Here is a 14758-nt window from a genome sequence, read left to right as displayed (position 1 = left end):
TACGGGGAAAGGGCGGGGTGAGGGGTCGTTACCTCACCCTACAACGCATTTGCCGCCGATAAAATAGCCTTGACCGAGGCCGTAGCGCTATCAACGTCCATGCCGACGCCGAAGACCTTACGATCATCGGCGGTGCGGCATTCGACATAGGCCACGGCCTTAGCGTCCGTCCCCCGGCTCAGTGCGTGTTCGTGATAGTCGAGCACCTCGATCCCCAGCGCATAGGCGGCATTGAGCGCATCGACGGCGGCGGCCATCAGGCCATTGCCGCGCCCGGTGACCGGAGTTTCGAGACCGTCATGGATGATGCGCCCGGCAAACAGGCGATCGACGCCCGCCCGGCGCGCCCCGGAATCGATATATTCGACCAGCTCATATTTCGGCGTGCCTTTGAGGTAGTAGGCGTCCTCAAAGGCGTGCCAAATATCGGCGGCCTGCATCTCCTTACCCGTAGCATCGGCGATTTCCTGCACCTTGCGCGAAAAATCGACCTGAAGACGACGCGGAAGTTTCAGCCCCTTGTCCTGTTCCAGAATCCAGGCGATCCCGCCCTTGCCCGACTGCGAATTGACGCGGATGACGGCCTCATAGCTTTCACCCAAATCGGCCGGGTCGATGGGCAGGTAAGGCATTTCCCACACGCCGTCATTGCGCGTTTCGTGCACCGCAAAACCCTTTTTGATGGCGTCTTGGTGCGAACCGGAAAAGGCGGTGAAGACCAGTTCGCCGGCATAGGGATGGCGCGGGTGCACGGGAATATTGTTGCAGTGGATGACCGTATTGACCACCGAACGGATGTCCGAAAAATCAAGCTCCGGGCTCACCCCTTGCGTATAGAGATTGAGCGCCAGGGTCACCAGATCGACATTGCCCGTGCGCTCGCCATTGCCGAACAGGCAGCCTTCAATGCGGTCGGCTCCGGCCAGTATCCCCAGTTCCGCCGCCGCAATACCCGTGCCGCGGTCGTTATGAGGGTGCAGCGAGATGATGGCCGACGCGCGGCGCGTCAGCTGACGGCAAAACCATTCGATCTGATCGGCATAGATGTTGGGCGACGACACCTCGACCGTGGCCGGCAGGTTGAGAATGACCGGCTTTTCGGGCGAGGCCTCCCACACATCCATCACCCGCTCGCACACCTCGACCGCAAAGTCGGGCTCGGTGGCCGAGAAGGTTTCCGGCGAATATTCAAATGACCATTCGGTGTCTGGCTGCTTCGCCGCGCAGTCCTTAATCAGTTGCGCCGCCTTGACCGCCAGAGCCAGCACATCTGACTTTTCCAGCCCGAACACCACGCGGCGGAATAGGGGTGAGGTCGCATTGTAGAAGTGGATACAGGCCTTTTTCGCGCCTTTCAGCGACTCAAAGGTGCGCAAAATCAGGTCCTCACGTGCCTGCACCAGCACCTGAATGGTCACATCGTCGGGGACATGATCTTCCTCGATCAGCTTGCGCACAAAGTCGAATTCGATCTGAGACGCCGAAGGGAAGCCTACCTCGACCTCCTTGACGCCGATCTGCATCAACGTCTTCCAGAAGCGCATCTTCTTTTCGACGTCCATCGGATCGGCCAGCGCCTGATTGCCATCGCGCAGATCGGTCGATAGCCAGCGCGGCGCCTTTTCGATCGTCTTTGACGGCCAGGTCCGGTCGGACATGTCGAAGGGGAAGATGAAGGGGCGGTACTTGCTGGCGGGATTTTTGAGCATCATGTCAGGTTACTCTGCACGGCGATTTTGCGCGCACTCTTAGGCGCTGAAAGATAGGGGGTCAATGACATTCCCTCCCCTCGTCCGGACCTACTCGCGCGGCAGGAACCCCTCAATCGCCGTCAGGGCTTCGGCCAAAGTACAGCGCTGCACCACCACCCCGTCGGGCAAGGATGCAAACAACCGAGTGGGTGCCGCTGAATCGAGCATCACAAACACGCCTCGGTCATCGGCTCGCCGGATCAGCCGCCCGAAGGCCTGCGCCAGCTTGGCACGCACCAGCGCGTCGTCATAGAGTTTGGCCCCGAAATGCGCCCGCCGCGCCTTATGCAAAGCATCCGGACGGGGCCACGGGATGCGGTCAAAAGCGATCAGGCGCAGGGCCTGACCCGGCACATCGACGCCGTCGCGCACCGCATCGGTCCCCAAGAGGCACGAATGGCGTTCGGAGCGAAACACGCTGATCAGGTCAGAGACATCCAGCGGATCGACATGCTGGGCATAGAGCGAAATCCCCGCCTCGCCCAACGGCCGGAACAATTGCTCATAGACGGCCTTGAGGCGGCGAATAGCGGTAAACAGGCCAAGGCCCCCGCCCCCGGCCGCCAGAAACAGCGCCTTCATGGCGCTCGCCACAGCGCGCGGATCATCACGAGGCACGTCGGTGACGACGAACAATCGCGCCTGCGCCTCATAATCAAACGGCGAGGCGATGCGCAACGACTTGGCCCCCATCGACAGGTGAGCGGCGCCGGTGCGTTGCCGCGCCAGAGCGAACGGGTCTTCGTCGGGGTGTTCAGCCAGAGCCTTGTCAGACAGGGTGGCCGAGGCCATTAGCACCCCATGCGCCGGTTTCAGCACATAGTCGGCCAGCGGCACGGACGGATCGACAAAGTGGCGGTGCAACCCCACATCGACCAGTCGCCCACCGTGGGAAATGGTGGCGAACCAATCGACATAGGGCGAAGGTTGCATGGGGTCTTCGTCCTCGGCATAGGCCAGTTGCTGCAACAGGCTGCGCCACGCCGGCAGTGTCATGCGCGCCCGCCGCTCCAGCCCACGCAAGGCCCCATCGAGCCGCGTGCGTTCGGCCAGATCAATCTCTTCCTCGCCCGTCAGAATGTCTTCAATGGCGCGCACGAGCGCCAGCAATGGCGCTTCGATCGCTTGCAGCGCTTTGGCCGCCGCCGAGGCCGCCTCGGACACTTCGGGCAGGCAGGGATGGGCCTCGCATTCGGCATTATCGGCTTCGGGACGATAGCGGCTCTTGCTTGCGCTCTCCTGCCCCCTCACCTCGATCTGTTTCAGGGCGGCGGCCAAAAGCGCTTCGATGGGGCCTGATGGCGCCATCATCTCACCCGACTGGGTGCGCGTGGTCAGGCGCTGCGACCAGCCTTCGGACGGCAGCAGGTGCGCCGCGCGGATCAGGTCTTTCAGGGCGTTTTGCGCCACTTCTCGCGTTGCCAGAAGGTCGCCCAGCCTTTGTTCCAGCCCCCGTGAGCGCCGCCCGCGCCCCTCATTGCCGCGTATCCAGCGGCGCAGCTCATAGGCCTCAAAGCCCGACAGTTCCGACGAAAAGGCCCCGTCGGCGGCCTCAAACACATGGTGGCCTTCGTCGAAGACCAGCCGCGACAGTCCGGGCGCTTCGGGCTCCATCGTCGCTTCGCCCTGTTCGGCCTTGGCGGCCTCGCGCAGATCGTAGGCCGCCTGCGCCATGACCAGCGCGTGATTGGCGATGATGATTTGCGCCGACTTGGCCTTGCGGATCGACTTTTCGACGAAGCAGGTGCGGTAGTGAGGGCAGGCACTGTAAATACATTCCCCGCGCCGATCGACCAGATTGGCCGGATTGAGCGCCCCGAACATGGCCGCGGCCGAGCCCGCGGGCAGAAGCGAAGGCAGCCAGGTGGGAAAGTCGCCACCTACAATGTCGCCATCGCGGCTATAGACGATCCAGCGCGCCACCAAAGCGGCGACAATCGCCTCCCCCGGCCCCTGGGTCAGCGGGGCCAGCCGCTCCTGCCAGTTCAAGAGGCACAGATAGTTTTCGCGCCCCTTGCGAATGGCGACCTTGTTCTCGCGCTCTCCCTCAGTGTCGAACAGGGCGCGGGTATCGTTATAAATCTGTTTCTGCAGGGCCTTTGTATAGGTTGAAATCCATACCCGCCCCTGCGCCTTTTCGGCCCACAGGCGCGACGGCGACAGATAGCCCAACGTCTTGCCCGTGCCCGTCCCGGCCTCCAGAAGCAGCATGTTTGGCTGTTCCGAGGCCCATTTGGGCGCAAACATTTCGCGCGTCTTGAGCGCAAAGGCCTGCTGTTCGGGGCGGCCTTCCTGAAGACCGGCACGGTGCAGATTGTCCTTCAGCCCTTTCAGAACCTCGTCTTCGCCGAGGCTGACCTGACGCGCATCGCCGGCGGGGGCCTGCTCCTCCCATTCTTCGAGCAGCGACCACACCTCCAGCGGCGGTGGCGCGACGTAACCCTCCGGCACCGGCTTCTGGCGCAGTGCCGCATCCACAAACGGGGCCCAGACCCAGCCCTGACGCTGCATGAACTCCAGCGACGAGCGCGCCATCAGCCGAAAGGCCAGAGGCGCTTCGGACAGTTCCCGCGCCAGCGCCAGCGCCACCTGATAGACGACGGCGGCCTGCGCCTCGGCCCCTTCCGGCTCGCCGTAGCCCATGGCCAGAGCCAGCCCGGCCACGGACGGGGCGGCAAAACGCGCCGGACGCACAAAGGCAAACAGCTCCAGAAGGTCGAAATGCTTCGTTTCGCGGAAAGAGCGCTGTCCGAACAGGCGCTGGCGCATCAGCGGCGCATTGACGATCAGAAGAGGTTCGCGTCCCCAGGCTTCACGCGCTTCCGGGGCGCCGATGCGCCGCGACACGTGCCCGTCGCTAAACGCCCCGCTGGAGGGCAAAAGCGCGAAGCCCTGCGCTGGTAAATGCGCGCGCAGGGACGCCTCCGTATCGGCGGAGGGTGTCTGATCGGCGATGTCGGGAAACTCAGGACTCACGCGGGCAATGTAGTCGTTATGGACGACTAACAAAAGCCCCTCTCCGCGCACATACGGATAATGACCCTCGACGAGTGGGTGAGGTCATCATCCCTTTTGGGTCGCGCGACGGCTTTTCCAGTAGTGCTCGATCATATTCATCACAAAACCGGTCAACGCCAGAACGATGACCGACCCACTGTAACGCAGCGCATCAAACAGGCCGTTGTTGATCTGGTAAAGCGCCAGAATACTGGCTCCGATCAACGTCATGATGACGGTACGGACAAGAACTTTTCCAATGGCCATCGCCGCCCCCTCTTGAAAAGCCCAGTCACCATAGAACGCTGAAGCAGACGTGACAAGCATTGGTAGCGTCCGTGGCACCGTCGCTCACCTTGAGGGAGACGCGAGCACTCACCCCCGCCGGAATAACCGTGACGCCAGCGCGCCCATGCCCATGCTCATAAAGACGCAGGCCAGCCCATAAAGCCAGGCATGACGGTGCGCTACCGTATAGACAAAGCGCTCAAACCCGACCTTTTCCACCGTTAGCTTTTTCTCGCTGTAGCCGACCGGCTGACCGTCACGGAACAACCAGACCTCGGCCGTATAGTCGCCAATCGGCGCTTCCGAGGGCAAGGTCACCTCGGCGCGAAACAGGTTCTTATCGACAAAGCGCACGCCCAGCGGGTTATCATTATAAAGCCCGGCCTTCGACTTCAGCCGGATGACCGCACGCCGCCAGTCGAGATAGTCGTCTTCGATGCCGTTGACGACCACATCCTTGACGCCATAGCGCGTCACCACCTTGTTTTCGCGCGAGGTATCCATGGCAATATAATCGAGGCCCAGACCCAGCAGCCGGCGGTGCGAAAAATCAGTAATGCGGTCAAGCGGTTGCGAAGACGCTGCCATATAATAACCGGGCGCGCCTTCGAAGACGACGGGGCGCGAATTGAGCCACACGGCCCCGGCCTTGACCTTGCGGATCAGGCGCATCGAGGCCTGCGGCCCCCGGATGATCACCACCACGTCGGACGGCTGGTCTTCGGGCTCAAACACCGCACCATAAAGGATGACCTTCGCCCCCTGAAACGAAGAGGACACCTCAATACGGTTCTGGGTCAGGTCGGTGGACAAGAGGTCAGCCGATACACCCGCGGCCGGTTGCGTCTCGATATAGGGCACCGGCGGCGCGGGGGCGGTGACGTCGGGCGGCAGAGAGGCGGCGACCATATCGAGCCCCTATCCGTTGGTGGGGGCCAGAATGAACGGATCTTCCGGCGGCACGAACAGGGTAAAGCCCATCTGCAAACCGGCCATCAGTATAATGATAGCCAGCACCACCCGCATTTGTTCGGCACGAAATCTCGTGGCCGCACGGATGCCCAGTTGCCCACCGATCACCCCGCCGATCAAAAGGATAAAGGCCAGCACCGCATCGACCGTATGGTTGCGCACGGCCTGAAGGATCATGGTGACCAAGGTTGTGATGACGATTTGAAACAGGCTGGTGCCCACCACCGCCGAGGCCTTCATACGCAGCAGATAAATCATGGCCGGCACAATCAGAAAGCCGCCACCCACCCCCATCAGGGCCGCCAGCAGACCGACGACAAAACCAATCGCAATCGGGGGAATCACCGAAATATAGAGGCCCGACACCGGAAATCGCATTTTGTACGGCAGGGCGTACAGCCAGCCGGGGCGTTTGACCTTAGGGCGTTCGGCAGGCAGACCGTCGCGAGCCCGTAACAGGGCCCGCAGGCTTTCATTCAGCATCATACCGCCAATGGTCCCCAGCAGCAGCAGGTAGAGGACGGCGACCATCAGGTCGGCCTGCCCCAACAGGCGCAGCAGGCGGAAGACTTCAACGCCCGCGATCGCCCCGGCGATACCGCCCACCGCCATAACGCCGCCCATCCGGTAATCGACGCTCGCTTCGCGGCCATAGCTCATGACAGATGAGGTCGAGGTGGCCAGTACGTGACCGGCCTGAGAGGCGACGGCAATCGACGGCGGTATACCCAGCGCCACCAGAACCGGGGCCATTAGAAAACCGCCCCCGACGCCAAATAGCCCCGACAGAAACCCCACAACCACACCCAATCCGGCCATCAGCCAGACATTCACCGACATCTCGGCGATGGGCAGGTAGATTTCCACGTCAGAGCCTTTCGGATAACCAGATTTCCGGCCATGCCCAATCTGTCACAGGCGGCCGGGGTTGGCGATACGTTATCCGTCCTTCAGGGTTAACGCGCCGCTAAGCTGGTGTCGTCTGTTTTGCTTTTCACTGGCGTAAAGGCGCGCGCGGCGGTCTGCGCCGTGGCCACCTGTTCGGGCTTCAGACGTGCCCGCAGGTCCTTCAGCATGGACTCGGCTTCGCGGTCACCATTATTGGCCGCAATCAACAGCCACTTATAGGCTTCCGGTGGGTTTTCCGGGATGGCGGTGCCTTGCATATACATGACGCCGATACCGAACTGACCATCGCGCACGCCGAATTCCGCCGACTTGCGAATCCAGGTCGCCGCCGCGTTGTAATCGAGCGGGCCGCCTTCGCCATTATAGTTCATCAGACCGAACTTATACATGGCCAGCGGATAGTCCGCCTTCGCCGCACGTTCGGCCCACTGCCGCGCCTGTGTCTTGTCAGCCACGACCAGACCGTCGCGCCCACCGTCATAGAGGGTGCTCATCTCATACTGCGCCACCGGATAGCCAAGATCGGCCACGGTACGCATGGCCTCAACCGCCTTCGGGTCGTTGGCATCCAGCGCCAAAGACGCCGCCTCGTACATGGCCTTGAGACGCTTCATGTCCTGAGCCGGTTGCGACTTCGGTTGGCTCGTCGTGATCGCCGCGGCCGCCAGGGTGGGCTTTTGGGCTGCTGGCTCGTCCTTGTCACGGAAGGCATAGTAACCGCCAACTGCGCCTGCCGTCACCACGATGGCGATGGACGAGGCCTTGAAGGCGTTCAGCAGGGTCTTGCCCTTGGGCTTCTCAGGCTTGGGCTGGGCCTCGCGCGTGCGCGAGGTGCCCAGTTTCAGGCCCAGAGGCTTCTTAGTGTCAGCCCCTTCGATCGAGGCGCGCACTGCCGCACGCGCCGCCGCCAGCGCGTCACGCGTGGACAGGGGAGCTGCGTCTTCGTAGGACGCACCCGACAGAGCCGCCGGCGCGATCTTGCGCGACGCATCGACATCGGCGAAGGGGTCGAGGTCGAAATCATCGGTAAAGGGGTCAGCGGCTGCACTCGCTGCCCGCGGCTTTAGCGGTACCTGCATGTCGCGGCCATCGTCTTCACTCAGCGCGCGCTGCGCCTGTGTTTCGGCGATCAAGGCCTCGGCAAACGGGTCAGAGGCCGGGCTTTTGGCCGGTTCGACGATGTCGGAAAAGGGATCGTCCTCAAAGGGATCCGCATCAAACTGCGTCACCGATTCCAGCAAACGCCCGGTCAGGTCATCGTCCAACGCCGGGCGCCTGACCTCTGTTTGGATCACAGCTTCCGGGGCGGCCTCAGCGACCGGAGCGGGGGCTTCGTCTTCGAAGCCATGCTCAAAGGCCGAAAACGGCTTTTGCTGCAATTCGGTCGGGGCATAGAGCGGCGCCTGCGGGACTTCGCGTTCAGCTTCGCGCAGCAGCGTTTGTGTCTGGGCCTGCCCTAAACGCGCATCAATCTTATTGCGCGCCTCGTCGAGCAGCTTTTGCGTGCGCTCCTCGCTCTGACGAATGCGCTCGGCAATGTCGGAATGGACGCGCTGATGACGGGTATCGAGTTCTTCACCGACGCCTTCCAGCACCTGAGTGGTACGCTTTTCGGTCTCAACAATCTTGCGTGTCAGGCTCTCGGAAATGCGGGCGATTTCGCCGCTCAGGCGCTCAAGCGCGCTTGCGTGCGTCGCATCTGCCGCCGCAAAGCGCGCCTCGACCTGGTCGTTCAGGCGCCTCATGTCCGCAGCCATGTGGGCGACCGCCTCATTACCCGATCTCTGCACGGCCGCCACCTTACGATTGAGGTTATCGGCAATTTTCAGGACGTCCTGTCCCAGCGTCTCTATGGCGCGAGCCTGACGCGATTCGGCCGCCGACAGACGCGCTTCAACCGCCGCCAGGGTCTCTTCGGCGGAGCTTTGTTGGCTGTCTTCCAGAAGGCGCATAACTTCAAATCGCGACTCTTCGACACGACGGGTCAGGTCGGCCGACAGACGGCTCAGCGACTGGACCGATTCCGGGTCTGTGACATCGCCTTGCGCCTCGGCACGGTTCAGGCGCGCATCCAGCGCCGTAAAGGCCTGCTCCAGACTACGCATGGCCGTGGCGGTGCGCGCTTCGGCGGCTTCCAGACGTTGCGACAGTTGCGCGGCCACGCGATCTACCAGCGCCTGCGCCGCCGCGTCAGGATCGCGCAGTTCAAGCTGACTGAGACGGTGCGACAGGCCGACCAGATCGCCGCGCACATCCTTGAGGACATCACGTGAGCGGACGTCGTTTTCATAAAGCTGATTGGCCAGACGTCCCACAGCCGCTTCGACCGTTTCAAACGCCGACTGCGCCGGATTAGCCTTCAGCTCAGCCTCCAGGCGCGCGACACGCTCACGCTCCTCGCGCAGATGGCCCGAAAGGCCTTCCAGACGCTCAGCCTGCGCATCAACCAGACGCTCTGCCGTTTCCAGACGCTCAGACAGAGCCTGACGGTCGGCATCGCTGCGCGCCAGCCACTCACGCGAATCCGCCACGCTGTCGAACACTTCACGCGCCGTATCGCTCAAGCGCGCTTCGGTCTCAGCCACCGTTTCGGCCAGCGTGCTTTCGGAGCGCTCCAGACGGTTCAGCAGGGCTTCGACGGCCTGAGACACACCGCGCACAGCCGTAGCCGAGCGCAGCTCGGAATTTTCAAGGCGTGACCCCAGGGTCTCAAGCACGCGCGTCACCTTGCCGATGTCGCCCCCCGAGACCTGAACCGATGGTGCTTCGTCGTAATAGGCAGGAGCCACCGGGGCACGGCGCTGACGCTCAGCGGCCATGGAATAGGGAGCCGGCCGGCGCGCCGACCCAGCCTGAGGCGCCACATCGCGCGGCACGTACACATCGTCTTCGTAATCGCCTTCGCCATAAACAGGCTCAGGGGCGCGGCGGGCGCGCGGGGCGGGATCACGGGCCGTGCGCTGACGCTCACGGCGGATAGCCGCATCGACGTCTTCACCCTTGAGAATCATCTGATTGAGCCATTCGCCCAACGTCATGCCAGAGCGGTGCGCCAATTCCTTGGCCACTTCTCTCGCCTTGGCGTCGATGCCTTTTACGCTCCAAGGCGTGCCGCTCATCCGAATCCCCTGTCAACCTTTGTGGCAAAGGCTAATACGCATCATCTGGGGTGTAAACCTTTTGTTAACCCCAATATCTGGGAGAACGTTATTCTTCTGTGGAAGATGCGCTGAAACGAATCGCTTTTCTGGCGAGGCCCACCCCTGAATACCGCTTATCCACAAAAAAACGCAACACCTCTTGCGTGTTTGCGCCTCAGGAGGCCCATATGCCGGGCATGGACATGAACTTGCCCCTGACTCTCACCTTGCTGGCTGCCTTTGCCGGACTAACCGTCCTTTCCGGCTGGCTGGGGGCGCGTCCGCCCGATCTGCGCAAGGAAAATCCCCGCCTGATCCCGTGGCGCTTTGTGATGCTGCTGGCGGCGACGGTCAGCATCTTCCTGATCATCCACGCCCTGACCGTTTTGGGCCTTAAGACCGATCCACCGGCACAGTATTGACGGAGATTTTTCGGCAACGAAAATCACGAAAACCGTTGGCAGTCTATTGCCTGACAGGCTTCGTCTATCGGGGCGTCCTGGCCGCACTTTCTTTTCCAGCTTTTTGGGCTTTTCGTGGCCAATTCTTTTTCCTGCGGTCGGGTATGAATAAAGCCCCGGCTCTGTCGAACCGGGGCTTTGAAGGTTTCAGTCGCGTTTCTGTTTATAGAAAGCTGTGTTTGTTTACTGGACAAACCCGCCGACGCCGCCATCAAACACCATCGTTGAGGAATAGCTGGCCGACGACTGTTTTACAACTTCGCGCTGGGCCATATAGTTTTCGGTGGTGGTCAGGGTCAGCACCTTGATACCGGCGCCGAACTTGCGCAGCAGCGAGCGCTCGTTACAGTCACGCGCCGCCAGTTGCACCTTGCAGCGGACCTGACCGCCTTCGTGCCACAGGGCCTCGCCCTTGCGACAATCATAAGACTTGCCTTCGCCGCCATCCTTGTCACGAAGGGTGTAGCGCATCTTTGTCCCCGCGATGCAGCGATAGACTTCGCCGGCATAGCTGCCCGCCACGTCCTTACCGCCAAAAACCTGAGAGGCCGGATGCGGCACGCCCTTGTCGTCGATGCAAGCGGACTCAATAATCATCAGGCGGGTCGAGCTACGCGACGCTTGATAGGACTCCATAGCGCGCATTTCGCCGCCTTCAACGTTCAGGCCCATGGTCGAGGGGATGCCCTGCGACTGCGACCAGTTGCCGTAGCCACCGCCGTAATAGGCTGCGCCCGAACCGGAACCATTAAAGGCACCCGGCCCCCAGGCGCGCGCGCTGGCATTCGCATTGACGTTTACATTGACGTTGACGTCGACATTGCCACCGCAGCGGCCACCGCCGCAGGGCATGTTGGGCTTACCCGGATGGGTCGGCGGGCTGGGCGGGGCCGGCGGCGTGCAGCCGCTGTTGCAGCCCGCACCGGCCAGAGCCGCGCTGGCCGTCATCATCATGCCGAACCCCACCACGGCGGCAAGGGTTTTCGCAAAGCTAACGCGCATATCACGCTCCTGAGTGTCTAGGGCAGGCCGCCGTTTCTACAGGCCCGGCTGCCGCTGAATGATCTGTGGTCCGCAACGGTCCCGAAATGCGTCAGTCTGGCACAAATGGAACCCGTTCTGCCGTTCTCCGAGCAAGATCCGTACCGGACGGCTCAGACGGGGGATAAAAATGCTTAACGTGGTCGTAGCACAGGTGTCTTGCGGTAGTCTTAAGCGCATGACGCGAAAAGAGAACCGGTTTCCCTCAGCGGGTGCGCCGGGCCGCTTTTTTTCAGCTCTGGCGCGCCGACGCGGCCACAGCGGCCGGTTTTTTGCTGGGTATGCCTCAGAGGAGGCCGCCATGGCTCACAATGACACAGGGACATTTCTCAGCTACTGGCAGGCGCTGCGCCGCAAAGCCGGTCAGACGCCGTTGCGTTCGGACCTTGACCCCATTCATCTGAAGGCCCTCTTGCCGTCCGCCTTTATACTGACGGCGCGCGATGGCTTTCGCTTCCGCCTGATCGGTGAGCGTGTCGAACGCCTGCATGGCACGCACCTCAAGGGGCGCGCCCTTACCGAGCTGTTTGGCGAAGCGCACGGGGCGCTTGTGGTGGCCAGCCTCACCCTGGCGCGGCAGCGCGAAGAGGCGATATGCCTCAAGGTCCATGTGCCGCTTCAGACCTTGGACGCTACGGGTGAGCTGATGCTGGTGCCGCTACGCAATGACGAGGGCCTCGTCGATCGCTTTGCGGGTATCTATGCCCTGCATAGCGGCTGGCCGCGCCATTTCGCCAGCGTCCACCCACTCGATATCGAGGGCCCGCTGGCCGGTGAGCTGAGCCTGGTCGCGGCCCAGATCGAAAATACCCAAACCAAAGCTCCCAACGGCCAGACGCGCCTGATCGTGCTCAACGACCACCGCCGCGTGGCGTAAACGGGAATTGCTGTTGAAATTTTTTCCCCGACGGGTGAGCCTCGCTGTCTGAATAGGAGCGCCCATGACCGAGGATGAATACGAAGCCGAACTGGCCCACTTGCAGGTGGCTCTGGTCGATGCCCAGATCTGGGCCCTGGCCGAGGGCAAGAAAATCTGCCTTGTTTTTGAGGGCCGCGACAGCGCGGGCAAGGACGGGGCCATCAAGCGCATCACCGAGCACCTGTCGGTGCGTCAGACGCGCGTCCTCGCACTTCCAAAGCCATCTGACCGCGAAAAAAGCCAGTGGTGGTTTCAGCGCTATGCTGAGCACCTGCCTGCCGCCGGGGAATGGGTGATCTTTAACCGCTCGTGGTACAACCGCGCCGGGGTCGAAAAGGTGATGGGCTTTTCCACGCCGCAGGAGCAGGAGATTTTCCTGCGCGATGTGACGCCGTTTGAGACCATGCTGGACGATGCCGGGATCATCCTGATCAAGCTGTGGCTGGATATTTCCAAAAAAGAGCAGAAAGAGCGGCTCGATGACCGGCGATCGGACCCGCTGAAGCGCCTTAAGGTATCCCCGCTCGATGCGGTGGCGCAGGAGAAATGGGACGCCTATTCTGCCGCGCGTGATGAGATGCTGCGCCGCTCACACCACACGGCCGGGCCGTGGACATGCGTCAAGACCGACAGGAAAAAAGACGCACGGCTCAACATTATCCGCCACGTCCTGCACAATCTGGGCTGTCCCGCCTACTCTCACGACGTGCCCACCCCCGATGCGGACATCGTTTTCGGTTACGACAAGGTCATCGCAGGCGAAAAGGCCTTGTTTCAATAAAGAATTATACCTCCCCGGTTTGCCGGGGAGGTATAGGCCAGCTTACACCAAGGACGCTTCCAGCGTGATCGGCACCGAAGCCAGCGCCTTTGAGATAGGGCAGTTGGCCTTGGCCCCGGCGGCCAGTTCTTGAAACTGCTCCGCCGATACACCCGGCACATTGGCCTTCAGTTTTAAGGTGATGGCGGTGATGGAAAAGCCCGCCTCGGAGGGCGTGACCTCAACCACGGCTTCGGTTTCCAGCAGTTCCGCCGTGAACCCGGCCTTGGCCAGCGCAAACGACAGGGCCATGGTGAAGCAGCCCGAATGTGCCGCCGCAATCAGTTCTTCCGGATTGGTCCCGGCCTTGCCCTCTTCATCGCCGAAGCGGGTTTTGAAGCTGTAGGGCTGGGCCGTAAAGGCGCCGCTTTGGGTCGTGAGCGTGCCGGTGCCGGTCATGCCGTCGCCGCGCCACTGGGCTGTCGCCGTACGTTTCATCGGAAGTCTCCTTCGAGAGCCTCGTGGCGAAAAGTGGCGCACACTCGTCGGCATGAGGCGTTGCAAAAAAATAAACCGGCCCCTACGCGGCCCATACCGGAACGAGTGGTAAACCGGGATGTGTAAACGGGCAATCCTGCAATGAGCCGTCACATGGCATACCTCTTCTCACGCAAGCGAATAGAAAGCCTCGTTTGCCGGTTGGGACGTTAGCCTGTTACAGGTGAGACGAGACTTACGTTTAGGTATTGAGACATGTGCGAACTTCTGGGCATGAGCGCCAACGTGCCCACCGACATCCGCTTTTCCTTTACGGCCCTGGCCAAACGCGGCGGGGCCACGGGTCCGCACGCTGATGGCTGGGGCATCAGCTTCTATGAACAGAAGGGCTGCCGCAATTTTCACGACCCGAACCCGTCGGCGACGTCCGAGCTGGCGGCCCTCGTGCGAAACTACCCTATCAAGTCCAAGACCGTCATCGCCCACGTGCGCAAGGCCAATCGCGGTCGCGTAGCGCTGGAAAACACCCACCCCTTTACCCGCGAACTTTGGGGCCGGGCGTGGACGTTTGCTCACAATGGCCAGCTCAAGGGCGTCAAAGCCTTGCCGCTGAGTTTTTTCCGCCCGATCGGCACGACCGATTCCGAACACGCCTTCTGCTGGATACTCGATCAACTGGTCCGCAAGTATATGGACTATCCGCCCGCCCGCGTGCTGGACAAGGAGGTCAAGCGACTGTTTGGTGAGCTGCGCAAGATGGGTGTTTTCAATGCCTTGCTGACTGATGGGCGGTCGCTTTACGCCAGTTGCTCAAAGAAGCTGACCTATATCCAGCGCCGGGCCCCCTTCGGCCGCGCCACCCTGATCGACGCCGAGATGCAGGTCGATTTCGCGCAGGAAACCACACCGGACGACAAGGTCATCATCATCGCTACCCAGCCCCTCACCCACGACGAGGTGTGGACAGTGGTCGCGCCGGGCGCCTCGCTGATTTTCCGCGCGGGCGAGGTGGTTTAATCTCC

General features: G+C 61.9%; 11 protein-coding genes and 1 pseudogene. 4 read left to right on the top strand and 8 right to left on the bottom strand.

Annotation, left to right across the window (positions count from 1 at the left end; translation table 11 throughout):
- Positions 1 to 38: 38 nt before the first annotated feature.
- From leuA to ASTEX_RS02375, 6 genes and pseudogenes are all read right to left on the bottom strand, one after another.
- Positions 39 to 1712, bottom strand: coding sequence for a 2-isopropylmalate synthase (leuA, locus tag ASTEX_RS02400; protein ID WP_013478017.1), 1674 nt, complete (start codon positions 1710 to 1712; stop codon positions 39 to 41).
- Positions 1713 to 1799: 87 nt separating this feature from the next.
- The gene (locus ASTEX_RS02395) at positions 1800 to 4760 is read right to left on the bottom strand and encodes an ATP-dependent DNA helicase (protein WP_013478016.1); all 2961 of its coding nucleotides are present in this window, start codon (positions 4758 to 4760) and stop codon (positions 1800 to 1802) included.
- A gap of 54 nt (positions 4761 to 4814) precedes the next feature.
- Positions 4815 to 5075, bottom strand: coding sequence for a hypothetical protein (locus ASTEX_RS02390; protein WP_041658448.1), 261 nt, complete (start codon positions 5073 to 5075; stop codon positions 4815 to 4817).
- Between the two features lie 48 nt (positions 5076 to 5123).
- The gene (locus ASTEX_RS02385; protein WP_013478014.1) at positions 5124 to 5945 is read right to left on the bottom strand and encodes a TIGR02186 family protein; all 822 of its coding nucleotides are present in this window, start codon (positions 5943 to 5945) and stop codon (positions 5124 to 5126) included.
- A 9-nt stretch (positions 5946 to 5954) separates the two neighbouring features.
- Positions 5955 to 6875 carry a sulfite exporter TauE/SafE family protein gene (locus tag ASTEX_RS02380; RefSeq protein ID WP_013478013.1) on the bottom strand — a complete coding sequence of 307 codons (921 nt, stop codon included), beginning with the start codon at positions 6873 to 6875 and terminating at the stop codon, positions 5955 to 5957.
- Between the two features lie 236 nt (positions 6876 to 7111).
- Positions 7112 to 10036, bottom strand: a pseudogene (locus tag ASTEX_RS02375) (SEL1-like repeat protein); the annotation flags it as partial.
- A gap of 224 nt (positions 10037 to 10260) precedes the next feature.
- Between ASTEX_RS02375 and ASTEX_RS02370 the strand changes: the two are divergent.
- The gene (locus tag ASTEX_RS02370; protein WP_041658756.1) at positions 10261 to 10479 is read left to right on the top strand and encodes a hypothetical protein; all 219 of its coding nucleotides are present in this window, start codon (positions 10261 to 10263) and stop codon (positions 10477 to 10479) included.
- 222 nt (positions 10480 to 10701) lie between these two features.
- Here ASTEX_RS02370 and ASTEX_RS02365 read toward each other — a convergent pair whose 3' ends face one another.
- Positions 10702 to 11520, bottom strand: coding sequence for a hypothetical protein (locus tag ASTEX_RS02365; protein ID WP_013478010.1), 819 nt, complete (start codon positions 11518 to 11520; stop codon positions 10702 to 10704).
- 340 nt (positions 11521 to 11860) lie between these two features.
- Here ASTEX_RS02365 and ASTEX_RS19160 point away from each other — a divergent pair, with 340 nt between their 5' ends.
- Positions 11861 to 12436, top strand: a complete 576-nt coding sequence (locus ASTEX_RS19160; protein ID WP_013478009.1) for a PAS domain-containing protein — start codon at positions 11861 to 11863, stop codon at positions 12434 to 12436.
- A gap of 64 nt (positions 12437 to 12500) precedes the next feature.
- A complete protein-coding gene (gene ppk2 / locus ASTEX_RS02355) occupies positions 12501 to 13259 on the top strand; it encodes a polyphosphate kinase 2 (protein WP_013478008.1) in 759 nt (252 codons plus the stop codon).
- A gap of 42 nt (positions 13260 to 13301) precedes the next feature.
- Here the strand turns inward: ppk2 and ASTEX_RS02350 are convergent, their stop codons facing one another.
- Complete coding sequence (locus tag ASTEX_RS02350; protein WP_013478007.1) at positions 13302 to 13736, bottom strand: OsmC family peroxiredoxin; 435 nt, start codon at positions 13734 to 13736, stop codon at positions 13302 to 13304.
- Between the two features lie 255 nt (positions 13737 to 13991).
- Between ASTEX_RS02350 and ASTEX_RS02345 the strand changes: the two genes are divergently transcribed.
- Positions 13992 to 14753 carry a class II glutamine amidotransferase gene (locus ASTEX_RS02345; protein ID WP_013478006.1) on the top strand — a complete coding sequence of 254 codons (762 nt, stop codon included), beginning with the start codon at positions 13992 to 13994 and terminating at the stop codon, positions 14751 to 14753.
- Positions 14754 to 14758 lie beyond the last annotated feature (5 nt).

Origin of the sequence: Asticcacaulis excentricus CB 48, from assembly GCF_000175215.2 — a bacterium.
Taxonomy (GTDB): domain Bacteria; phylum Pseudomonadota; class Alphaproteobacteria; order Caulobacterales; family Caulobacteraceae; genus Asticcacaulis; species Asticcacaulis excentricus.
This window is presented reverse-complemented; position numbering and strand designations above follow the sequence as displayed.

Bases quoted from the DNA above. Each gene is read 5' to 3' on its own strand.
- ppk2 (WP_013478008.1), top strand. From the start codon at position 12,501: ATGACCGAGGATGAATACGAAGCCGAACTGGCCCACTTGCAGGTGGCT.
- ASTEX_RS02385 (WP_013478014.1), bottom strand. From the start codon at position 5,945: ATGGTCGCCGCCTCTCTGCCGCCCGACGTCACCGCCCCCGCGCCGCCG.
- ASTEX_RS02345 (WP_013478006.1), top strand. From the start codon at position 13,992: ATGTGCGAACTTCTGGGCATGAGCGCCAACGTGCCCACCGACATCCGC.
- ASTEX_RS02370 (WP_041658756.1), top strand. From the start codon at position 10,261: ATGAACTTGCCCCTGACTCTCACCTTGCTGGCTGCCTTTGCCGGACTA.
- ASTEX_RS02365 (WP_013478010.1), bottom strand. From the start codon at position 11,520: ATGCGCGTTAGCTTTGCGAAAACCCTTGCCGCCGTGGTGGGGTTCGGC.
- ASTEX_RS19160 (WP_013478009.1), top strand. From the start codon at position 11,861: ATGGCTCACAATGACACAGGGACATTTCTCAGCTACTGGCAGGCGCTG.
- leuA (WP_013478017.1), bottom strand. From the start codon at position 1,712: ATGATGCTCAAAAATCCCGCCAGCAAGTACCGCCCCTTCATCTTCCCC.
- ASTEX_RS02350 (WP_013478007.1), bottom strand. From the start codon at position 13,736: ATGAAACGTACGGCGACAGCCCAGTGGCGCGGCGACGGCATGACCGGC.
- ASTEX_RS02390 (WP_041658448.1), bottom strand. From the start codon at position 5,075: ATGCTTGTCACGTCTGCTTCAGCGTTCTATGGTGACTGGGCTTTTCAA.